Here is a 20722-nt window from a genome sequence, read left to right as displayed (position 1 = left end):
GATCGTCTAGCGGCTTTTCAGCGCGCGGTCAGCCATGGCGTTGACTCCACCCGACGCGGAAACGAAATCCTCTATCGCATTGCGGCCGCCATGCCGCTCCTCGCTCGACACGATCAGCGTCAGCGCGCGCGGGTCGCCGCCGAACAGCCGCGCCCGCAGGCCTGCGAGCTTGGCGCGGCGCGGATTACCGCTCACCTCGCCGCCGACGACATACCATGTCGCGGCGTCGCGCAGCACCGGGCCGGGGTGCAGCAGCCGCTCGGTCTTCGCCCCGTCGACCGCCGGCAAGGCCGCGCTCCACGCCCATTTGCTGTCAAGATCGATCGCGCCCTGCCCAAAGGCAACGACCTCGCGCCCTTCGGCCTGCCACTCATATCCGCCGATCGCGACGGTGACGACCTGCCCCTTGCCGTCGGCGAACTGGCGCAGCAGCCGCAGGTCGGCGCCGTCGAAACGCGGCGCCCAGGCGGTGCCCGCCACACGCGCATCGCTCCATCCCGCGGGCGCAGCAACCGTCATGCTGTCCGGTAGCGGAGCGCTGCGCCCGCCGACCAGCAGGCCCCAGCCGGCGAACAGCAAGGGCAAGGCCAGCGCGGCGGGCAGCACGGCACGCGCCGCGCCGGTAAAGCGCGGCGCACCGCCCAGCGCACCGACATCGACCGCGACATCGTTCGCCGGGCGATCGAACCAGCGCATCGCGACGAGCATGACGAGCAGGATGACGAGCCCGAAGAATATCCAGCCATAGAAGATATGATCGATCCCGCCCGCCGCCTCGATCCCCCAGATTTCGGCGGCGACCATCGTCCCATAGGCGCGCAGCGCATTGGCGAGGATCGTGGTCGCGAGTGCGGCAGCGACGAAGACGATCCGCCGCGTCCAGCTTTTGAAGCAGAGATGCGCGGCGAACACCGAATAGGCGAGCATCGCGATGAGGAAATTGACCCCCGAACATTCCTCCGCAACCTCGAAAAAGCCCGCGTTGGTTGTGATGAACACGCCCTGCATTTCGGCCGCGATGCCCGACAGGTGAAGCAGGACGACGCTGATATTCGCGGTGAAGGTCTGGAGCAGCGGCACCAGTTCCTCGCCGAACGGGACAAGCAGCAGCGCATAGCCGAGCGGAAACAGGAGCCCGCGCACCATCTTTTCACCCAGCGCCGCGCCGACCGCCGCTTGAAGCATCAGCACGAGACCGAGTTGCCGGAACAGCCCGACCCCCGCCGCTTCGCCGATGAGCCAGACCAGCCCGCCACCCGCCATCCAGACGAGCGCGGGCCACCAGAAAGCCGGGGTGAGCGGACGGAGGAGCGCAGCGCGTTGCGACACCAGCCATCCGATCATAGGGACCATCAGCAGGCAGTGGGTGAAGGTCGAACTATGCCACCAGATGCTGGCCATGTCGGCGGCATCGCGCCAGAAGACCGCGAGGATCGTCGCCGCAAGCAATGCAAGCGCGCCAAGATGGCGTTGCCAAAGCGTCATGCGGGCAGCCCCAGCAAGTCGCCGAGCGGCGCGAGGCGCGCGTCCCAGCCGTAGCGCGCGATCATCCGCGCGCGCGCCGCCTGCCCCATCGCAGCCGCCCTCGCGCGATCGTCGAACAGCGCACCGACCGCGCCGGCGATGGCATCCGCGCTATCGGCGACGAGCAGATGCTCGCCCGCCACCGCATCGATCCCTGTCGCCGCGGCGGCGCTTGCGACCACCGGGCGCGCCATCGCCATCGCCTCGAGCAGCTTGTTCTGGATGCCGCGCGCGAGCAGCAGCGGCGCGACCACCGCGTCGGCCGCCGCGAGCCAGGGGCGCACGTCGGGCACTTCGCCCGTCACGATCACGCCGGGCAGTTTTTCGAGCGCGCGCACCTCGTCCGTCGGCGCGCGGCCGACGATCGCAAAGCGCGCGTCGGGGTGGCGCGCGCGGATCGAAGGCAGGATTTCCGACGCGAACCAGCGCACGGCATCGATATTGGGGCGATAGTCCATCTGGCCGGTAAAGACCGCAAGCGGTCCCTCGCCCGCTCCGACGGGTTCCAGAATGATCGACGGATCGAAGCGGTCGGTGTCGATGCCATTCCCGACCGCAAGCACCCGATCGGCACCAAGGCCGCTACGGCCGCGGAAGAGATCGGCCTCGGCCTCGCTGACGAACAGGCTGGCATCGACGCGGCGCGCGACTTCGGCCTCATAGGCGCCCAGCGTCCGGGCTTCGCGTCTGTGGATCCAGTTCAGCGGCTGGCGCTTGTCCTGCTGCGCGTAAGTGGCGAATTTGGCCGAATCAACGTCGACGAAATCCATCAGCACCGGACCGGTGAAACCGGCGGGGATATATTGCGCCATCTGGCCCGAAAAGGCGACGATATGGGTGATCGCGCCGCGCTTGACGAGCGCATCGACTTGGTGCGCCAAGGCAGCATTACGGAACAGGCGGTTCGACACCGGCTCGCCGCGCACGACCGCGTGCATCAATGCGAGCGGACGCGATACGCTGCGCACTTCGACCGCCAGGCTCTTGCAAAGCGGTGCCATCTTGTCGCGCGCCAGCAGGGCATCGGCTTCATTGTCGGCGAGCGTCGCGACGTGCACGGGTGCGAGCCGGGCCAGCGCCTCGAACATATGCCAGCTACGGATCCGGTCGCCGCGGTCCGGGGGCCAGGGCGCGCGGTGAACGAGAAACAGGATTTCGGCCATCACCCCAATCCGCGGGCGATCAGCGGCCCGATGCGGTTCGCCGCCCAGAGCGGCAGCTTTTTCCAGAGATCGACTTGGAGGCGATATTTCGCGCTGTTGGGGTTGGTATCGCGGGGGGTCTCGCCGGGCGCGAGCCAGCGCGCATAGATAAGCGGCTGCGGTTCGAAACCCCAGTTCTTCTTGTAGGCGAAGGGCCCCGTCCCGACCTTCGACCGACCGAAGTCGAAGCGCGTGCAGCCCTGCGCGCGCGCATGGCGCATCAGCGCGAAATACATGAGTTCGTTGGCACGCAAGCGGCGCGCATCGGCGGTGCCGCCGCCCCAATAGGGCATGACGGTGCCGCGCCAGTACAGGCTGAGCACGCTTGCAACCGGCCGGCCATCCTCGCGGACGGTGAGAATGTCGGCCGCGTCGCCAAAGGCGTCGAGCACCGCATCGAACAGCGCCTTGGGAAAGACCGGCGTTCCGAGATTGCGGACGCTGGTCGCATAGATGCCATAATGATCGCGTCGCTCGGCGGCATCGCGGCCCGTGGTTACGTTGAGCGCGCTTTCGAGGACCTTGCGCACCTCGGCGCGCTGCTTGCGCGGGATGGCGAGAAGTTCGGCATCGTCATCGGCGGCAAGGTTGCGGGCAAAACCGGCGTAGACACGCTCCTCGCGTAGCCAGCCGTCGGCGTCCGGTTGCGGACCGCCGCGCAATTCGACCGACGGCACGCCGAGCGATGCCGCCATCGCGGCCGCGCCCTCCGCCAGCGTCGCCGCAATCGCCGGATCGTCGGTCAGAATCCCGCCGTCTACGGCAAAGCCGCTGCCCACCAGCGCCTGTCCGAACAACGGCGAGCGGATATGATGAAGCGGGAGGATACCGGTGAGCGCCCCGTTCGCATCGCGCGCGGTGACGAGATGGCAGCGATGCCCCGTGGCCCTCGTGATCGCCTCGCACCAGGCGCGGCTGTGGAACGGCGTCGCGCCGGCATGCGCGGCGACATAGGCGTCCCATTCGGCCGCGTCGGATAGCGGCGTACCCGAAAAACCGTCCTTCACAGGAAGTGTCGGCGCGTTCACGCCGCCGCGCGCCACGGCTGCGCGCGCTGCTGCTGCGCGGGAAGCAGCGCATCGGCGCGCGTCCATTCAAAGTCGGCGAGCAGTTTCCTGAGCTTGCCAGCCATCGCAGACAGGCCGCTGTAATGACGGATTTTCGACTTGATCGGCGCATCGGCCACGCGCGGCTGGCCGGGGTCGATTTCCCACGGATGGAAATAGAGGATCGCGGGGTGTCCCTCGGCGTTCATCCGCGCGATCGCCCAGCGCGTGAAGCCATAGGGAAGCAGGCGCATGAAACCGCCCCCGCCCGCCGCCAGCGTGCGCCCCGCGACGCGCGCGGTCGTGACGGGCCATTCGACAAGGTCGCTGTCGGCAAGCGGACGCCAGGCGTGGCGCGGGCTCTGCGGCCAGCCATAATGATCGTGAACGACCGGCGCGACGCTCGACGAATAGGCGTAACCCTGTTCGGCGAGCACCGCATGCGCCCAGGGCGTGCGCGTATCGACCGAAAAGCTGGGCGCGCGATAGCCGCGTATTGCGGTGCCGCCGATATCCTCGAGGATTGCCTGCGTCTTTTTAAGATCGGCCGCAAATTCGTCGGCGGTCATGTTGAACACGCGCTTATGGTCGTAGCCATGGCTTGCGAGTTCGTGCCCCGCCGCAACGATGCGTTTGATCAGCGCAGGATAGCGTTCGGCAACCCAGCCCAATGTGAAGAAAGTGCCCTTTGCTCCCGCATCGGCGAAAATCTGCAGCACCGCGTCGCAATTTGCCTCGACGCGGCATTCGAGCCCATTCCAGTCGTCGCGGTCGATCGTGCGCTCAAAGGCGCCGACCTGGAACCAGTCCTCGACATCGACCGACAGGCCGTTCTGCATTTTTCCTCACCTTCATCAGCAGGATAGCCGATTTTGGCCGCGCTGTCAGGCCGCCCAGGTCCGCGAATTTGCCGGATTGGGTGCATTTTCGGGATCGCGCTCGACCCACTCGATCAACAGGTCGAGCACGCGGCGCAGCGCCGCATCCTGTTCGACGAGGCGTTCCTCGAGCGATGCGATCTGCGCTTCGAGCGCCGCGAGCTGTTCGGGGGCGACCGCCGGCGCGGCAGGCGCGGGCGCTTCGACCGCCGCTTCGGGTGCGAGTTCGAAAACACTGTCGCCCGCTTCGGCCGGCTCGGGCGGAGTCAGCGTGATCACCTGCGCCGACGGCGCGGGTGCGGCGAAAGGCGCTGGCGCATCGGCGGCGGGCTGTGCCGCGCGCTGCGGCCATTCGAGCGGCGCTTCGCTCGCGGGCGCCGGGGTAGCAAAGGGCGCAGGAGTCGGCGCGACCGCAGCAGCGGCGGCCGCGACGACTTCGTCGACCGGCAGGGGCGCGAGCGTCGCGGCATCGATGCCGCGGTCGGCTTCGATTTCGGCGACGACCGAGCGGACGTTCTGCGCGGTGATGCGGGTCATCTGCTCGACCGCACCGTACAGCAGCAGGCGGCTCACCAGCACGTTGAGCTTGCGCGGCACGCCTTCGCTATAGTCGAAAATTTCCTCGAAGGCGTCGGGGCTGAAGCTGGGATTGCCCGTCCAGCCCACCTTGCGGAGGCGGTGCAGGATATAGGGTTCGACCTCTTCGGGCTCCATCGGGTCGAGATGGTGCGTCGCGATCACGCGCTGGCGTAGCTGTTCGAGCGTCGGCGAATGGAAGAGAGTCTGGCGGAACTCGGGCTGGCCAAGCAGGAAGATTTGCAGCAGCGAGTGGCCGCCGAGCTGGAAGTTCGACAGCATGCGCAGCTCTTCGAGCGCCGAGATGGCAAGATTCTGCCCTTCGTCGACGATCAACAGCGTGCGGCGGCCGGCGCGGGCCTGTTCGCGCAGATATTGTTCCATCGCGCGGAGCAGTTCGGCCTTGCTCTGCCCCTCCCACTCGATGCCGAACTGTTCGGCAACGAGGCGGAGAAGGTCATCGCCTTCGACCTGCGTCGACACCAGCTTGACCGCGGTCAGGCGGTTCGGGTCGATCGTGTTCATCAGGTGGCCGACGAGCGTCGTCTTGCCTGCCCCCACGTCGCCGGTGATGACGATGAAGCCTTCGCCCTGAGCCAACCCATAGCCGAGATAGGACATCGCCTTGCGGTGCGTTCCGCTCTCGAAATAGAAATGCGGGTCAGGCGTCAGCTGGAACGGACGTCCGGTGAAACCATAGAACTGATCGTACATCGTAATATTTCCCGTTGCTTGGTCAGAAGTTGTAACGCAGTCCCACCAAAGCTGAACCGATAAGCTGGCTGTCGAAGCCTTCCTGATCATAGGCGTTGAGGCTGGCCGCGGCCGTCCCCGTCAGGCCGCGCCAGAAGCGCCGCGAGTAAGCGGCCGAAAGCCCGGCCGACTGGACGTCGCTCGCATTCGGCGCGCCATTGTCGAAATAATTGACGTAGCCCGACAGGCTGAGGTCCGAATCGACGTCGAGCTGGCGGCCCGCCGACAGGAAGAGATAATAGCTCTCGTCCTTGATGCCGTTGAGGTTGGCGATCGGCGACAGCTGCGGCACGAGCAGCTTGCGTTGGTCGTAACCGAGACCGATGCCATAGGCCCAGCCGCCGAAGCGCGACGACAGCGTCGCCTGCACACCGCGGCTGCGATATTGCGCCGAGGTCGCATTGCCGAGTTGGTTGTTGAGGCAACCGCCGCCTTCCTGCCCAAAGACGCACGGATTGATCGTGCCGCCGATCGGGTTGCGCGTCGGGTCGAACTGCGTCGGCAGCGCGGCGAGCCCGCCCGACAGCCCGCGGCCCAGGCTCGACAGCCCGTCATAGACGCCGATCTGGATCGAGGTCGCATGATCGGCGCGATAGGAAAAGCTGCCCGTATAAATCGTATCGCCATAACGGCGTCCAACGCGCGCGGTCAGCGAGGTGCGGCGGCTGGGCTGCCACATCACGCCCGCGTCCCAGATCAGGCCGTCGGTATCGAACGACAGCCGGCGCGGCTGCGACTTGTCGGTGACGAAGCGGCCACTGGCGTCGCGAACGGGAACGCCATTGGTGTCAAGCACCGGATCGCGCTGCCCGATTTCGATATCTTCGTAACCGACGCCGCCGAGCAGCGCGACCGTCGGACCGATCGGCATCGTCACATCGGCGCGGGCATATTTGCCCTCGAATTTCTGATCGAGCTGACTCGCATCCTCGCGTTCGTAGCCGCCGGAAAGCTGCCAGCCGAACGGCAGGTCGCCCGGCCGCGCGCCGACGCTGGCCCATGCGATATGGTTGGTCGAGCTGTCGAAAATATCCTGCGGCTGGCTGCCGGGACCGAGGATCGCCGGCTCGTCGACATCGACCTTGGTATAGCCGAAGCGATATCCCGCCCCGACGTCGAGGCCACCGATACGTCGGGCAAAAGTCGGCCCGGCATAAAGCGAATAGAGGTTCGCGACGTTGCTGGCGTCGCCGATGAACAGCCCGCTGTCGGCGCCCTGACCATCGGCGCGCGTCCGTGTCGCGAGCGCGCCGCCTTCGAGGTTCAGCCCGCGCGTCAGTTCGTAGCGGCCGCGTGCAAGGCCGCTGATGACGTCGGTGTCGCCCTGCCGGCCCCAGCCGAATTGATGTTCGTAGCGCAGCGTCGCCGCCAGTTCGGCGCGGCGCGTGACGATCGCGGCGTCGACCCCGGCCGCCACGGTCGAATAGGTGAGGACGTCGCCGCCATTTTTGAGGTCGGCAGTCAGCACCTGCCCGACTTCCAGATAGGGGCTGACATCGACCCGGCGTTCCGTACGCCGGCCTTCGCGCTTGCCCGAACGGCCGGTTTCGGATCCCGCGGGGGCGCCTGCCGAGGGCGCATCGCCCCCGCCGGAAGCCGGATCGCCCGAGAATTGCGCATGCGCGCCCGTCGCCGTCCCGGCGAGCAGCAGGGCCGCCAGCGTCCCCACATGACGCATGGTGGTTGTGGTGCGCATCACGCGCCTCCTTGTCCGTAATAGGTCCCGAAGCGGCGACCGCCGGGCGAGTATTTCACTCCGTTGAGGAGCAGCTGGATATGCGGGCACGCGCCCATCAGGCCGATCGCATCGCGCAGCGCGGATTCGAGCGTCGTGTCGGCACGCACGACCATGATGGTCTGGCCGACATGGCCGGCGAGCACTGCAGCGGGCGACGCCGCAAGCACCGGCGGAGAATCGAGGATCAGGATGCGCCCGGGTGCGCCGGCCTCGAGCTGCGCCAGCAGCGCTTCGGTCCGCGCCGAGGCGAGGAGTTCGGTGTCGTGCATGTGACCGGTGCCGGCGGGCATGACCTTCAGCCCCGGAATATCGGTCTGGATCAGGCATTCGCCGAGCGGCAGGTGCGGATCGGCGAGCGCGTCCATCAGGCCGGGGCCATCCTCCAGCCCCAGCGCTTCGAGCACGCTCGGTTTGGCGATGTCGGCATCGATCAGCAGCACGTCGTGATCAGCCTCGACCGCAAGGCTGAGCGCGAGATTGACGGCCGAGAAGGTCTTGCCTTCGCCCGGATTCGCTGACGCGATCAGCACGCGGTGTCCGCGCGGCAGGATCGGGCGATTGCCCGTACCGCCAAAGTTGCGGATCAGCTCGCGCTTCACGATGCGATATTCTTCCGAAATGCCGGTGACGGGCGTGCCGGGCACGATCATGCCGCGCGCCGCGAGACGGTCGCGGTCGATCGTTCCCTGCCGCGCGGGTGCGACGGCGGGCGCGGCCTTTGCGATATCCTTGCGCGGCGACGGCTTGGGCGCAGGCGCCGGCTCGACCGCGGGCGCAGCCTCGACGACGGGGTCGAGGATTTCGGGAAGCGGCGCTTCGGCTGCGGGCTCGGCCTTGACCCTTTTCGCCTTCTTCTCGGGTTCGGGCGGCAGGTTCGACAGATCGATCGTCGGCGCATTGGCTGCGGGATCGAGGCCGAACATGTCGGCCGCGCGTTCGAGGAGCGAGGGCGGGCGCTTGACTTTGCGTTGGTCGTTCATGTCATCGTCCCCCGTCACGCAACCATGCCGCGCTGGATGAATTCGGCGACCAGCAGCAAGGCGTAGAGGCCGACAAGCGCGCCCCCTCCCCCGGCCAGCCAGACGAGTTTCTTGCGCCGGTCGAGGTGACGTTCGGGCGTCACCACTTCGGTGATCGAACCGATGACCGGCAGGCCGCTGGCGCGTTCGAGCTTGGCCGCGGTCGCATAGCTGGTGCGCACCTGGCCAAGACCGAAGGCAACGCCGATCCCGCCGCCGATGCCCGCGAGCAGGACGAGCGTCAGGAACAGCGGACGGTTGGGCGCCGCGGGGCTGGTCGGCTTCGACGGCGGATCGAGCAGTTCGACCTTGATCGCGTCGGTTTCGGTCTGCACCTCGCCGCGCAGGCGAACCTGTTCGCGCTGCGCGAGCAGCTTGTCATATTGGGCCTTGAACGCCGTATATTCGCCGTTGATCCGGTCATATTCGGCGGCAATGCCGGGATTCTGGATCTGCTGCGCGGTGATCTTGGCGATATCGCCCATCAGCTGGCTCTTGCGCGACGACAGCGCGCTGACCGTTGCCTGCCGCTCGGCGCGCATCGCGGCGAGCGAGGCATAAGCGGGGTTCTGCATCCCGCCGCCACCGCCGCCATTACCTTCGCGGTCGGCCATGGCTTTGAGCGACGCAATCTGGCTCTTCAACGCGATGACGTCGGGGTGCGCATCGGTCAGGCCGCGCGAACGCATCGACGAAAGTTCGTTCTGCGCGCCCGCGAGCTGCTGGCGCGCGACGCCACCACCGACGCCGCCACCGCCGCCTGGGATCGACTGCGGCGTCGAAGCAAGCTGGCCATTGGCGGCCGCAAGCTGCGCCTGCGCCGATACGAGCTGCGAGTCGATCTGGCTGAGTTCGGCGCGCGCGGCTTCGACGCGCTGCGCCGGCGAACCCGAACCGCCAGGGATCAGGCCGATATTCTGCGCCTCGAACGCACCGCGGCGCGCCTCGACTTCGCGCAGCGCCTTTTCGCGGTCGGCGATCTGCGCGTCGAGGAACTTCAGCCCCTCGCGTGCATTCATCCGGCCGCCGCGCAGCTGGTCGTCGCGAAACACGGTGATCAGGCTGTCGAGCACGCCCGATGCGAGCTTGGCATTGTCGGCGTCCGAGAGACTGCCCACCGCGACGCTCGAGGTGATTTCGAAGATGTTATCCTGCTGCGGAACGACCTTGATATTCTTTTGCAACATCGCGACCGCGCCGGCCTTTTCGCGCTCGCCGGCGCCAGCGGGAAGCAGGCCGGTGGTCGCCGCGACCTTTTCGAGGTTGCGCGCGCTGGTCAGCGTTTCGCGGATCTGGTCGATCTGCTGACGCCCGCCCATCGATCCGCCCTGCACATCGTCGGGCAGGATTTCGTTGATGTCGACCAGTAGTCGCGCCCGCGAGTCATAACGGTTGGGGATCGAAGCGATCGCGAGCCATCCGAGGATGCAGATACCCCAGGCCACCGCGAGCACGAGCCACCGGCGCGTCCAGACGCTGTGCAGCGCCACCCGGAATTCGTCGTAAAGGCTGGTCATCGCTTCGTTTCAGTCCTTGGGAGATGGTTGATCGGCCGCCGGCAGGTCAGAACATGCTTTCGGGGATGATGATGACATCGCCGGGCTGCAACCGCACATTCGCCTTGATATCGCCGCGCTTGATCAGGTCGTTGAGCCGCAGGCCGAACTCCTGCTGCTTGCCGCTGCCCTTGTCGAAACGGACGAGTCGCGCCTTGTTTCCAGCCGCATATTCGCCAAGGCCGCCCACCGCAATCATTGCGTCGAGCACGGTCATGTTGGCGCGGAAGGGAATCGACGCCGGTTTCTCGGTCGCGCCGACGATGCGCACCTGCTGCGAGAAGGTGCTGTTGAAGCTGGTGACGATCACGCTGACGATGGGATCGGTGATATATTGGCTGAGCTGCAGCTTGATATCCTGTTGCAGCATCGTCGGCGTCTTGCCCACTGCCGGCATGTCGGTGATCAGCGGCGTGGTGATCCGGCCGTCGGGCCGCACCTGCACCTTCCCGCCGAGTTCGGGGTTGCGCCACACGAAAATCTGGAGCTCGTCGAGCGGCCCGATGATATATTCCTCGCCGGGCCCTTCCTGGTTCTGGACGAAGGTCGCGCTGGGCAGTTGCGGCGCGGGGCCGCCGGCGCCGGCGCAGCCGGTCAGCGCGGTCGCGGCGATGCCCGAAACGAGCGCGGCGCGGGCAACGCGGAGCGAGGAGAACGAAGCCATAATCAATCAACCTTTCGAGCCGCCGGGGGTTGCCGCGGTCCGCATCCCCGCGACGACAGCTGTTGCGTCAGCATCAGCCATTGCTCGAAAAGGGTGAACATAATGTTAGTATTGACCTAAGTTTGGACCGCGCTGTCACAAAAATGTCCCGATAAGGAACAGGTTTGGCGGCGTCAGACGAGCATTTCGCGCGCCGGCCCCTGTCCGAGGAACGCCGCGGGGCTCGCGCTCGCACCATAGGCGCCCGCCTGGAAGATCGCGATCAGGTCGCCGACGTCGGCGTGCGGTAGCGCCACCTGGTCGCCGAGGCGGTCGAGCGGGGTGCAGAGGCAGCCGACGACCGAGACCGTTTCGGTTGCCTCGGCGCCGAAACGGCCGGCGACCGCGATCGGATAATTGCGGCGAATGACCGTCCCGAAATTGCCGCTCGCGGCAAGCTGGTGATGGAGCCCACCGTCGGTGACGAGGAAGGTCTCGCCATGGCTGGTCTTGCGGTCGACAATGCGCGTCAGATAAACGCCCGCCTCCGCCACGAGCCAGCGGCCGAGTTCCATCGCGAAATGGCTCTTGGCGAGGATCGGATCGCGCGCTGCCAGGGTCTCGGCGAGCGCGGCGCCGACCGCCTGCACATCGACCGGCGTGTCGCCGGGGAAATAGGGCACGCCCATCCCGCCGCCGAGATTCACCAGCGGCGGCGGCGCGCCGATCCGGTTCGCGAGACGGGCTGCGAGTTCGACGGTCTGCGCCTGCGTGTCAGCGATTGCGGTGGCGTCAAGCGCCTGTGACCCCGCAAAAATATGGAATCCCTGCCAGTCGGCACCGGCATCGATCAGGCGGCGGACGAGCGCCGGCACCTCTTCGGCGTCGACGCCGAAGGGCTTGGCACCGCCGCCCATTTTCATGCCCGATCCCTTGAGATCGAAGTCGGGGTTCACGCGCACGGCAAGACTGGGCGCGATGCCGAGATGCTCCGCGATCGACAGCGCACGTTCGGCTTCGCCGGCGGATTCCAGATTGAGCGTCGCGCCCGCGGTGATCGTCGCCTCGAGTTCGCGGTCGCGCTTGCCGGGACCGGCGAAGCTGATGTCACCGGCGGGCATGCCGCTGGCGAGCGCGGCCTTGAGTTCGCCGCCCGATGCGACGTCGAAACCGTCGACCAGCCGCGCCATGAAAGCGAGCAGCGGCGCATAGGGGTTGGCTTTCATCGCATAATGAAGCTGGACCTCGGCGGGCATCGCGGCGCGCCATTCGGCGACGCGCGCAGTCAGCATCGCGCTGTCGTAGACGAACAGCGGGGTGTCGCCCGCAGCGTCGACAAGCGCCTCGGCGCGATCTCCTCCGATCAGCAGCATGCCGCCCGCATCGGCCCGGAAACCGGGTGGGACCGGACCGTGGGGCTTCATACCGTCACCTCGTGCGCCCAATCGGCGGCGATCGCCACGCGATCGAGCTTGCCGTTCGGATTGCGCGGCAGTTCGCCGCGCCATTCGATGACCTGCGGCTGCATGAAATTGGGGAGATTCTGGCGAAGATATCCGGCCAGCCCCTCTTCATCGGTCCCGCCGCCCTTGCCGCGTACGATCAATATGATCGCGGCGCCGAGCCGCGCGTCGGGAACGCCGAACGCCACCGCTTCATAGATCAGCCCCGACGCGACCGCGACATCCTCGACCTCGGTCGGGCTGACGCGGTTGCCCGCTGTCTTGATCATCGCATCGTCGCGGCCGACGAAATAGAGCAGCCCGTCCGCGTCGCGGCGCACCGTGTCGCCCGACCATACCGCCGTGCCGCCATAACGCGATGCGTGCGGCGCAGGTTTGAAGCGCTGCGCGGTGCGCTCCTCGTCCTGCCAATAGCCCTTAGCGACCAGCGGGCCGCAATGGACGAGTTCGCCGGGCTCTTCGTCGGCGGCGATCGTGCCGTCGGGCCGACATATCAGGATTTCGGCATGCGGGATCGCGCGGCCCATCGAGGTCGGATGATCGGCGACGAGCTTGGGATCGAGGTAGGTCGAACGGAACGCCTCGGTCAGCCCATACATCGGGTAGATATCGGCCTTCGGAAAGGTCCTTCGTATCGCTTCGATCAGCGACGGCGTGAGCGCGCCGCCGCTATTGGTCAGGCGTTTTAGATGCTCCGCGGTTTCGGCGGGCCATTCGGCCTCGACCAGCTGCACCCAGAGCGGAGGCACCCCGGCGAGCGTCGTGACGCCATGCCGCGCGACCGCCTTCACGACGTCGCGCGCGGTCAGATAATCGAGCGGCGCCACCGCGGCACCAGCATACCAGCTCGAAAGCAGCTGGTTCTGGCCATAGTCGAAACTGAGCGGCAGCACCCCGAGCACCCGGTCGCCGGGCGTGATTTCGAGATAGGACGCCACGCTTTCGGCGCCGAGCCAGAGATTGGCGTGGCTGAGCATCACGCCCTTGGGGCGGCCGGTCGAGCCGCTGGTGTACAAGATGGCGGCGAGGTCGCCGGACTCGGCGATCGACGGCGGCAATCCCTGCCCACCCGAATCAATCACTTCCTCGCCGACCTTCAGGTCCTGCAACGCACATTCGACCGGCAGTGCATCGCCCAGCATGTCGGCACGCGCGCCGTTGGTGACAAGCAGCCGTGCGCCGCTGTCGGCAAGGATATGCAAGGCCTGTGGCCCCTTGAGCAGCGGGTTGACGGGCACATGGATCAGCCCGGCGCGCGCTGCGGCGAGCGGCATCAGGCACGCGAGCCGCGTCTTGGCGCTCCAGCTCGCAACGCGCTCGCCGGGACCGCCCACCTGTTCGAGCAGCCAGGACGCCAGCCGTCCGACGCCGGCATCGAGTTCGGCGAAGGTCGTGACCTTCTCGCCGGTCAGCAATGCAGCCGCATCGGGCGCGCCGCGGCGGGCGAGATGGTCGATCGGCATCGAGGATGGGTTTTCGGCTTTGGTCATCGGCTGTTAGGACAAGAGTGATAGAGGGCCGCACCATGCAAGGGAACGGTGAAGATCAGGCTAATGATATTGTGGCGCGTGCCGCAGGCTTTGCCTCGCCCTTCGATCGCGCGTCATGGTTCGACCTGCTCGCCGCGCACGGATTTGCCGGCGACGGCCGGGTCGACGCGCTCGGGGAAGCCGGCGCGACGACCGCCCACCTTCCGCTCCGCATCGACAAGCCAGGGCAACTCGCCGGCCTGACGAACTGGTACAGCTTTGCCATCCGGCCGCTTTACCGGGGCGAAGGCGATCGGGAGGCCGCGCTCTGCCGCCTCTTTCGCGACCTCCGCACACGCGCCGCGCGGCTTTCGCTCTATCCGGTACGCGACGAGGATCGACCGGCCATCGCGTCGGCGCTGCGCGCCGCCGGCTGGTGGATGAAGGAAAGCCGGGCGGGCGATCGTCACTGGCTCGATCTTGGCGATATGGATCAAGATGGCTGGTGGGCCAGCCGCCCCGGCGCGCTGCGCAGCACCGTCCAGCGCAAGGCCAAGAAAGGCATCGTCGATCTCCAGCTCCTGACCGCCTTCGACCCCGGAAGCTGGGCCGCCTATGAACAGATTTATGCGGCGAGCTGGAAACCCGAAGAGAGCCACCCCGCGCTGCTCCGCGCCTTTGCCGAGGTCGAGGGCGCGGGCGGGCGACTGCGCATGGGGATCGCGCGGATCGACGGCATCCCCGTCGCGGCGCAGTTCTGGACGGTCGAGGACGGTACCGCCTTCATCCACAAGCTCGCGCATGTCGAGGACAGTTTGAAAGCCTCCCCCGGCACCTTGCTGTCCGCCGCGCTGTTCCGCCATGTGATCGATGTCGATGGCGTCCGGCGCGTCGATTTCGGCACCGGTAACGACGCGTACAAGCGCGACTGGATGAACCGGCACGATCCGCTGTGGCGTATCGAGGCTTTCAATCCGTCGCGTGTCGCGGCATGGGGACCGGCGTTCAAGGCATTTGCCCGTTCCCTGTTGAGGAAAGAAAAGTGACTGCACCCGATACCGTCGATGCCACCCTCCGCGCCCTGCTCGCCGATGTGCTCGGGCTGGGCGAAGCACGCGCGGCGGCGCTGACCGAGGACAGCGGCCTGTTCGGCGAATTGCCCGAGTTCGACTCGATGGCGGTCGCGACGGTGCTGACCGAGATGGAAGACCGGCTGGGCATCCTGATCGACGATGACGAGATCGACGGCGAAATATTTGAAACCTATGGCAATTTGCTGGCCTTTTCGCTGCACAAAGTGACCGGCTGACCGTCGATGCGCGCATGAGCGAACATCGATTGCATATTCATTCCGCAGGCGCGCCGCGCGCCACGGTGCTGATCGTGCCGCCGCTGTTCGAGGAAGCGAACCGCACGCGCCGCACGTTGGTGCTGGCGATGCGTGCGCTCGCGGCCGGAGGATTCGCAGCGCTGCTGCCCGACCTGCCGGGGCAGAACGAGAGCCTCGTTCCGCTGGCCGAAGTGGATCTGGATCGCTGGCGGGACGCGCTGGCCGAGGTCGCGGCCGAGATTGAGGGACCGGTCGTCGTCGCATCGGTTCGTGGCGGCGCGCTGATCGATCATCGGGCGCAGGCAGCCGCATGGTGGCGCCTCGCCCCCGTCAGCGGCGCGTCGCTGCTCCGCACCTTGATGCGCGCACGCGTCACCGCCGACCGTGAGGCAGGGCTGGCATCGTCGCTCGAGAGCCTGCAGGAAGACGCGAAAGGCGCGCCGCTGCTGCTCGCCGGTAACGCGCTGTCGCCGGCGATGGTCGCGGGGCTGGCGAGCGCCGAGGCGCAGCCCGTCGAACTGCTGCGCAGCGTCGCCCTTGGCGCCGAGGGCATCATGGGTACCCCACTCTGGCTGCGCGCCGAACCCGGCGAGGACGCGGCAATGGCCCAAGCGATCGCCGCCGACATATCCGCATGGAGCACAACATGCGGCATCGGTTGAGCTTTACCTGCGAAGGGGTCGTCCTTGCCGCGACGCACGACGATGCACCGGGCACGGCAGGGTTGCTGATCGTTTCGGGAGGCAACGAAATCCGCAGCGGCGCGCATCGCGGCATGGCGATGCTGGCACAGCGTGTTGCGGCAGCAGGGCATCCGGTATTTCGTTTCGACCGGCGGGGGATCGGCGACAGCGAAGGTGCGAACGGCGGCTACACGGCCAGCGGCCCCGACATCGCGGCCGCCATCGCCGCCTTCCGGCAGGCAGCGCCGCAGGTGACGCGTATCGTCGCCTTCGGCAATTGCGACGCCGCGAGCGCGCTGTTGTTACACCAGCCGCTAGCACTCGATGCGCTGATCCTTGCCAATCCGTGGACCTATGAGGACAGCGAAGAGGAGGCCGACGAGCCGGCGCTACCGCCCGCTTCCGCGATCCGCGCACGATATCTGTCGCGGCTGAAAGACCCCAAGAGCCTGCTGCGCCTGCTGAAGGGCGAGATCGACGTCCGCAAACTGTTCCGCGGCCTTTCCGCGCTGAAACAGGCGCCGCAGGCCCCTGTCCCTGACGGCCTTGCCGACCGGCTCGACAGCACGCTCGCCGAACTGCTCTGTCCGGTGACGATCCTGCTCGCGACAGGCGACCGGACCGCGCAGGCCTTTATGGAGAGCTGCGGCCCGTCGCTCGCCTATATCGACAAGAACCCCGGAACCGTCCGCGTCGAGCGCCTCGCCAGTGCGTCGCACAGCTTTGCCGGCAACGATGGCGAATGGCTCGCGGTACGGATCCTGGCGGCGCTCGCCGCCTAGGCGGTCGCCATCGCGTGATATTCGGCTTCGGCGAGGAAGCGTTCGGCGTCGAGCGCGGCCATGCAGCCCATGCCCGCTGCGGTAACCGCCTGGCGATACACCTTGTCGGTGACGTCGCCCGCAGCGAACACGCCGGGGATCGCCGTCAGCGAGGTGCCCGGGGTCACCTGAAGATAGCCATCATCGTCCAGCGGCAGCTTGCCCTTGAACAATTCGGTCGACGGGCTGTGGCCGATCGCGACGAAGCCGCCGTCGGTGGGCTCGTGGCTCGCCGCGCCGGTGACCGTGTCGATCAGGTCGACGCCGACGAGGCCGATCAGGCCTTCGCCCGCGACGAAGCGCTCGACGCGCTTGTTCCACAGAACCTTGATCTTCGGATTGACCATCAGCCGGTCCTGCAGGATCTTTTCGGCGCGCAGGTGATCGCGGCGGTGGATCAGGGTCACGTCGTCGCTGTGGTTGGTGAGGTAAAGCGCTTCCTCGACCGCGGTGTTGCCGCCGCCGATCACCACGACCTTCTTGCCGCGATAGAAGAAGCCATCACACGTCGCGCATGCCGACACGCCCTTGCCGCCGAGTTCCTGCTCGCCCGGAACGCCGAGCCATTTCGCCTGCGCACCGGTCGCGATCACCAGCGTTTCCGCCATATAGACGTCGCCGCCGTCGCCGGTCAGCTTGAACGGGCGGCGCGACAGATCGACGTCGACGATCGTGTCCCAGATCATGCTGGTGCCGACGTGCATCGCCTGTGCAGTCATCTGTTCCATCAGCCAGGGGCCCTGCACGACTTCGGCAAAGCCCGGATAATTTTCGACGTCGGTGGTGATCGTCAGCTGGCCGCCCGGCTGGAGCCCCTGCACGACGATCGGCATCATGCCCGCACGCGCGGCGTAGATGGCGGCCGACAGGCCGGCGGGACCGGAACCGAGGATGAGCATCTTGGTGTGATGGACGGCAGGCATGGCGATCTTTCATTGACTGTGCGGACAGGCACAGATGGGTGTTGCCAACCGCGCTAGCAAGGCTCACCTTCCGCGCCAAGGGGGAGACCGCGTGACAACGAACGATATGCCGAACGAAACGGCACCGCGGAGGCGTGACAGCTGGAAATTCGTTGCCGCGATCATCGTCGCGCTCGCTGCGGCGCTGGCGGTCTTCATCCTTGCCGAGGCGGGATCGGGTGGGGCCATCGGTTATGCGCTGATGGTCGTGCTGCCCGCTGCGCTGACCGCCTTCATCGCCTGGACCGGCAGCATGGGCCGCAACTGGCAGCGCAGCACCTTCCTGCTCGTTCCCATCTGGCTGGCGCTCGCCGCCACGGTCATCGGCGCCGTTTTCCTTCGCGAAGGTATCGTCTGCCTTGTGATGGCGCTGCCCTTCTGGATCGCCTTCGGCTATCTCGGGCTCTGGCCCGTCTATCTCTATCGGCGCGACCAGCGGCAGGTCGATCCGGCGACCTTTCGCGCCCATGCCCTACTGTTGCTGCCCTTTCTCGCGCTGCTGATCGATCAGCAGGTGCCGCCACCGCGCGAAACGCGCACCGTTGTTCGCGAGATCGTCGTCGATGCCCCCGCGACCGCTGTCTGGCCGCGACTGCTTGCGATCCCGGCGATCGCCGAGGACGAGGGCCGCTGGAACGTCAGTCAGGACCTGCTCCGCCTGCCGCGCCCGGTCGCCGCTCATCTCACGGGCGAAGGCCCCGGCGCGGTGCGCGACGCATACTGGCAGGACGATATCCGCTTTCAGGAAATCATCACCGACTGGCGGCCGGGCGAGGCGCTGCAATGGCGTTTCGCCTTCCCCGACCCGTCGATCCACGAACGCACCGACCGGCATATCGAACCGCACGGACGCCATCTATGGATCGACTCGGGCGGATATCGCCTGATCCCGCTGAGCAATGGCCGAACGAAGATACGGCTATGGACGCACTATCGCCTGAACACCCCGTTCAACGCCTATGCCGGCTGGTGGGGCGAGCGCATATTGGGCGATATTCAGGACAATGTGCTTGCGGTCGTTGCTAGGCGCATCGAGAATGAGGCGGGAGGGACAACGCCATGAGCAGCTGGTGGGAACGTAACGGGGCACCGCGCCTGATCAAATGCGCCTGTTCGCAGGGGCAGATCATGAAGGTGCGCAGCAAGGTCGTGCCCCATGCTCGCGGCCATGTCCTCGAACTCGGCTGCGGCGGCGGGATCAACATGGAATTTTACCGCCCCGGCCAGATCGAGAGCTTCAGCGGGCTCGACCCCTCGCCCGAATTGCTGGCGATGAGCGTCGCGGCGGCGGCGGCTCGCGGGATCGATGCCAATATTCGCGAAGGCGTCGGCGAGGCGATGCCGTTCGAAAGCGGGCAGTTCGATACCGTCGTCACGACCTTCACGCTCTGCTCCGTGGCCGATCAGGCTGCGGTGCTCAGCGAAATCCGCCGCGTGCTGAAACCGGACGGCACCGCGCTGTTCCTCGAGCATGGCGCCGCGCCCGATGCCGGCGTCGCGAAATGGCAGCGGCGGATCGAACCGGTGTGGAAACGCATCGGCGGCAATTGCCACCTGACCCGCCCGATCGCCGATGCCTATGCCAAGGCGGGCTTTGCCGTCGACCGGCAGGCCGCCGCCTATATCCCCAAAACGCCGCGCCCGTTCGGCTGGTATGAATATGGAGCCGCGCGGCCCGCCTGACGAAGAGAGGATTGCGAGATGATCCGTTTCTGGCTGCTCACCGTCACCCTCCTGTTCCTGTTCGCGCCGTCGGCGGCCGAAGCACGCAAGGTCGCGCTGGTGATCGGCAACGGCGATTATGCGAACACCGGCCGTCTGGCGAACCCCGCGAACGATATCCGGATAATCGCGGCGTCGGCGCGGCAGGCGGGGTTCGACGACGTCACCGTCGCGTCGGACCTCGCGGTCAACGATTTCCAGAAGGCGATGCGCGATTTCCGAGCCAAGGCCGACGGCGCCGAGGTCGCGATGGTCTATTATGCGGGACACGGGATCGAGGCGCAGGGCAAGAACTGGCTGATCCCGACCGACGCGCAGCTGAAATCCGACCTCGACCTGCCCTATGAGGCGATCAACCTCGACCGGATGATGGAGGCGGTGTCGGGCGCGCAGATCCGCATGGTGATCCTCGATTCGTGCCGCAACAATCCGTTCGGCCGGTCGTGGCGGTCGGGGACGCGCGCAGTGATGACCGGGCTCGCGGGAGTCGAGGCCGACGATGTGCTCGTCATCTTCGCCGCCGCGCCGGGACAGACCGCCGCCGACGGGACGAGCGGCAATTCGCCCTTTGCCACGTCGCTCGCCAAGCGCCTGCCGCAGCCCGATACGCCGGTGCAATTGCTCGGCGGGCTGATCCGCGACGACGTGCTCGCGGCGACGGGGGGCAGCCAGCGGCCGTTCGTCAGCGCGAGCATCACAGGCACGCCCGTCTATCTGGTCCCGCGCGCGGCGCAGCCCCCGGTGGGTAATCGCGGCCCACTCGAAGACCTGATGTGGAAGGGCGCGGTCGCCGAGAATAATGAAAGTGCGTTCAAGGCCTATCTCGCCGAATTTCCGGCCGGGAAATATGCGGCGCAAGCGAACGAAAGCGTCGCGCGGCTCGCCAAGGACCCGAAGGCGCCGCCGCCCGCCGCGGCCGCGGTGCTGGCGAGTGCACCGGCGTTGAAGAAATATATCCTCTCGAATGTCCGCGTCGAGGCGGTGAAACTGACGGGCCGGCTCGGGCTCGGGCTGCCCGACCAGCTGTTCCTGCGTTTCAACACCGGCGAACGCTTTCCCGAAGGATCGCGCGAAATCTTTTCGATCAAGCGCGGCGAAAGCTGGGTGGTCGACCGCAATTTCGCTTTCGAACAACCGGTGAGCTTCCAGCTCCGCGAGTTTGACGACATCGGCGGCAGCGACAATATCGGGACGATCGATCCCGGCGATACGCCGGGGACCTTCACCAAGACGCTGGACGGCGATGCCAGCGACTATCGGGTCACCTATACGTTGACGGTGGGCTAGCGACCGGTTGCTGCAGGTATAGATGTGCACCCCGGCGAAAGCCGTCTGGC

The 20722-nt window shown here is 66.8% G+C and carries 19 protein-coding genes; 7 read left to right on the top strand and 12 right to left on the bottom strand.

Going from position 1 to position 20722, the window contains the following annotated elements; genetic code table 11:
• Positions 1-6: 6 nt before the first annotated feature.
• The 11 genes from xrtA to VGU00_RS12830 all read right to left on the bottom strand — a co-directional run bounded on the left by xrtA (position 7) and on the right by VGU00_RS12830 (position 13888).
• Positions 7-1485, bottom strand: coding sequence for an exosortase A (gene xrtA / locus VGU00_RS12880; RefSeq protein ID WP_327469094.1), 1479 nt, complete (start codon positions 1483-1485; stop codon positions 7-9).
• Positions 1482-2687, bottom strand: a complete 1206-nt coding sequence (locus tag VGU00_RS12875) for a TIGR03087 family PEP-CTERM/XrtA system glycosyltransferase (RefSeq protein WP_327469092.1) — start codon at positions 2685-2687, stop codon at positions 1482-1484. Before VGU00_RS12875 ends, xrtA begins: the two co-directional genes overlap by 4 nt.
• On the bottom strand, positions 2687-3754 hold the full coding sequence (locus tag VGU00_RS12870; RefSeq protein ID WP_327469090.1) for a FemAB family XrtA/PEP-CTERM system-associated protein: 1068 nt from the start codon (positions 3752-3754) through the stop codon (positions 2687-2689). The genes VGU00_RS12875 and VGU00_RS12870 overlap by 1 nt, the downstream gene beginning before the upstream one ends.
• Positions 3751-4611: an XrtA system polysaccharide deacetylase gene (locus tag VGU00_RS12865; RefSeq protein WP_327469088.1), complete on the bottom strand. Its 861-nt coding sequence runs from the start codon at positions 4609-4611 to the stop codon at positions 3751-3753. The genes VGU00_RS12870 and VGU00_RS12865 overlap by 4 nt, the downstream gene beginning before the upstream one ends.
• Before the next feature lie 45 nt (positions 4612-4656).
• Positions 4657-5940 (bottom strand): XrtA/PEP-CTERM system-associated ATPase, encoded by a 1284-nt coding sequence (locus VGU00_RS12860; protein ID WP_327469086.1) that lies wholly within the window; start codon positions 5938-5940, stop codon positions 4657-4659.
• Positions 5941-5962: 22 nt separating this feature from the next.
• Positions 5963-7675, bottom strand: a complete 1713-nt coding sequence (locus tag VGU00_RS12855; protein ID WP_327469085.1) for a hypothetical protein — start codon at positions 7673-7675, stop codon at positions 5963-5965.
• Entirely contained in the window at positions 7675-8697 is a 1023-nt protein-coding gene (locus tag VGU00_RS12850; RefSeq protein WP_327469083.1) for a P-loop NTPase, read from the bottom strand. The genes VGU00_RS12855 and VGU00_RS12850 overlap by 1 nt, the downstream gene beginning before the upstream one ends.
• 14 nt (positions 8698-8711) lie before the next feature.
• Positions 8712-10253 (bottom strand): XrtA system polysaccharide chain length determinant, encoded by a 1542-nt coding sequence (locus VGU00_RS12845; protein ID WP_327469081.1) that lies wholly within the window; start codon positions 10251-10253, stop codon positions 8712-8714.
• A 46-nt stretch (positions 10254-10299) separates the two neighbouring features.
• A complete protein-coding gene (locus VGU00_RS12840; protein WP_058805300.1) occupies positions 10300-10956 on the bottom strand; it encodes an XrtA/PEP-CTERM system exopolysaccharide export protein in 657 nt (218 codons plus the stop codon).
• A gap of 173 nt (positions 10957-11129) precedes the next feature.
• The gene (locus VGU00_RS12835; protein ID WP_327469078.1) at positions 11130-12359 is read right to left on the bottom strand and encodes a pyridoxal-dependent decarboxylase, exosortase A system-associated; all 1230 of its coding nucleotides are present in this window, start codon (positions 12357-12359) and stop codon (positions 11130-11132) included.
• Positions 12356-13888, bottom strand: a complete 1533-nt coding sequence (locus tag VGU00_RS12830; RefSeq protein WP_327469076.1) for an acyl-CoA ligase (AMP-forming), exosortase A system-associated — start codon at positions 13886-13888, stop codon at positions 12356-12358. Before VGU00_RS12830 ends, VGU00_RS12835 begins: the two co-directional genes overlap by 4 nt.
• 71 nt (positions 13889-13959) lie before the next feature.
• On the opposite strand from VGU00_RS12830, the gene VGU00_RS12825 reads away from it, so the two are divergent.
• The 4 genes from VGU00_RS12825 to VGU00_RS12810 all read left to right on the top strand — a co-directional run bounded on the left by VGU00_RS12825 (position 13960) and on the right by VGU00_RS12810 (position 16662).
• On the top strand, positions 13960-14913 hold the full coding sequence (locus tag VGU00_RS12825; RefSeq protein WP_327469074.1) for a GNAT family N-acetyltransferase: 954 nt from the start codon (positions 13960-13962) through the stop codon (positions 14911-14913).
• A complete protein-coding gene (locus tag VGU00_RS12820; RefSeq protein WP_327469072.1) occupies positions 14910-15176 on the top strand; it encodes an acyl carrier protein in 267 nt (88 codons plus the stop codon). Before VGU00_RS12825 ends, VGU00_RS12820 begins: the two co-directional genes overlap by 4 nt.
• A 65-nt stretch (positions 15177-15241) precedes the next feature.
• Positions 15242-15859 (top strand): hypothetical protein, encoded by a 618-nt coding sequence (locus VGU00_RS12815; RefSeq protein WP_327469070.1) that lies wholly within the window; start codon positions 15242-15244, stop codon positions 15857-15859.
• Positions 15844-16662, top strand: coding sequence for a hydrolase 1, exosortase A system-associated (locus VGU00_RS12810; protein WP_327469068.1), 819 nt, complete (start codon positions 15844-15846; stop codon positions 16660-16662). The genes VGU00_RS12815 and VGU00_RS12810 overlap by 16 nt, the downstream gene beginning before the upstream one ends.
• Here the strand turns inward: VGU00_RS12810 and trxB are convergent.
• On the bottom strand, positions 16659-17624 hold the full coding sequence (trxB, locus tag VGU00_RS12805) for a thioredoxin-disulfide reductase (protein ID WP_327469066.1): 966 nt from the start codon (positions 17622-17624) through the stop codon (positions 16659-16661). The two genes, VGU00_RS12810 and trxB, sit on opposite strands and share 4 nt — an antisense overlap.
• Before the next feature lie 91 nt (positions 17625-17715).
• Here trxB and VGU00_RS12800 point away from each other — a divergent pair, with 91 nt between their 5' ends.
• From VGU00_RS12800 to VGU00_RS12790, 3 genes are read left to right on the top strand one after another with little or no spacing between them, the layout of a single operon-like run.
• A complete protein-coding gene (locus VGU00_RS12800; RefSeq protein ID WP_327469064.1) occupies positions 17716-18726 on the top strand; it encodes a hypothetical protein in 1011 nt (336 codons plus the stop codon).
• Positions 18723-19346: a class I SAM-dependent methyltransferase gene (locus VGU00_RS12795; protein WP_327469062.1), complete on the top strand. Its 624-nt coding sequence runs from the start codon at positions 18723-18725 to the stop codon at positions 19344-19346. Before VGU00_RS12800 ends, VGU00_RS12795 begins: the two co-directional genes overlap by 4 nt.
• A gap of 18 nt (positions 19347-19364) precedes the next feature.
• A complete protein-coding gene (locus tag VGU00_RS12790) occupies positions 19365-20672 on the top strand; it encodes a caspase family protein (RefSeq protein ID WP_327469060.1) in 1308 nt (435 codons plus the stop codon).
• Positions 20673-20722 lie beyond the last annotated feature (50 nt).

This window comes from Sphingopyxis sp. (assembly GCF_035944815.1).
Lineage (GTDB): Bacteria > Pseudomonadota > Alphaproteobacteria > Sphingomonadales > Sphingomonadaceae > Sphingopyxis.
Note: the sequence above shows the minus strand (reverse complement) of the source record. Positions and strands in the feature narration are given on the sequence as shown.

Coding starts and splice junctions, on each gene's coding strand:
- VGU00_RS12830 (WP_327469076.1), bottom strand. CDS start 13,888: ATGACCAAAGCCGAAAACCCATCCTCGATGCCGATCGACCATCTCGCC.
- VGU00_RS12835 (WP_327469078.1), bottom strand. CDS start 12,359: ATGAAGCCCCACGGTCCGGTCCCACCCGGTTTCCGGGCCGATGCGGGC.
- VGU00_RS12865 (WP_327469088.1), bottom strand. CDS start 4,611: ATGCAGAACGGCCTGTCGGTCGATGTCGAGGACTGGTTCCAGGTCGGC.
- VGU00_RS12845 (WP_327469081.1), bottom strand. CDS start 10,253: ATGACCAGCCTTTACGACGAATTCCGGGTGGCGCTGCACAGCGTCTGG.
- VGU00_RS12795 (WP_327469062.1), top strand. CDS start 18,723: ATGAGCAGCTGGTGGGAACGTAACGGGGCACCGCGCCTGATCAAATGC.
- trxB (WP_327469066.1), bottom strand. CDS start 17,624: ATGCCTGCCGTCCATCACACCAAGATGCTCATCCTCGGTTCCGGTCCC.
- VGU00_RS12850 (WP_327469083.1), bottom strand. CDS start 8,697: ATGAACGACCAACGCAAAGTCAAGCGCCCGCCCTCGCTCCTCGAACGC.
- VGU00_RS12810 (WP_327469068.1), top strand. CDS start 15,844: ATGCGGCATCGGTTGAGCTTTACCTGCGAAGGGGTCGTCCTTGCCGCG.
- VGU00_RS12855 (WP_327469085.1), bottom strand. CDS start 7,675: ATGCGCACCACAACCACCATGCGTCATGTGGGGACGCTGGCGGCCCTG.
- VGU00_RS12840 (WP_058805300.1), bottom strand. CDS start 10,956: ATGGCTTCGTTCTCCTCGCTCCGCGTTGCCCGCGCCGCGCTCGTTTCG.
- VGU00_RS12790 (WP_327469060.1), top strand. CDS start 19,365: ATGATCCGTTTCTGGCTGCTCACCGTCACCCTCCTGTTCCTGTTCGCG.
- VGU00_RS12875 (WP_327469092.1), bottom strand. CDS start 2,687: ATGGCCGAAATCCTGTTTCTCGTTCACCGCGCGCCCTGGCCCCCGGAC.
- xrtA (WP_327469094.1), bottom strand. CDS start 1,485: ATGACGCTTTGGCAACGCCATCTTGGCGCGCTTGCATTGCTTGCGGCG.
- VGU00_RS12860 (WP_327469086.1), bottom strand. CDS start 5,940: ATGTACGATCAGTTCTATGGTTTCACCGGACGTCCGTTCCAGCTGACG.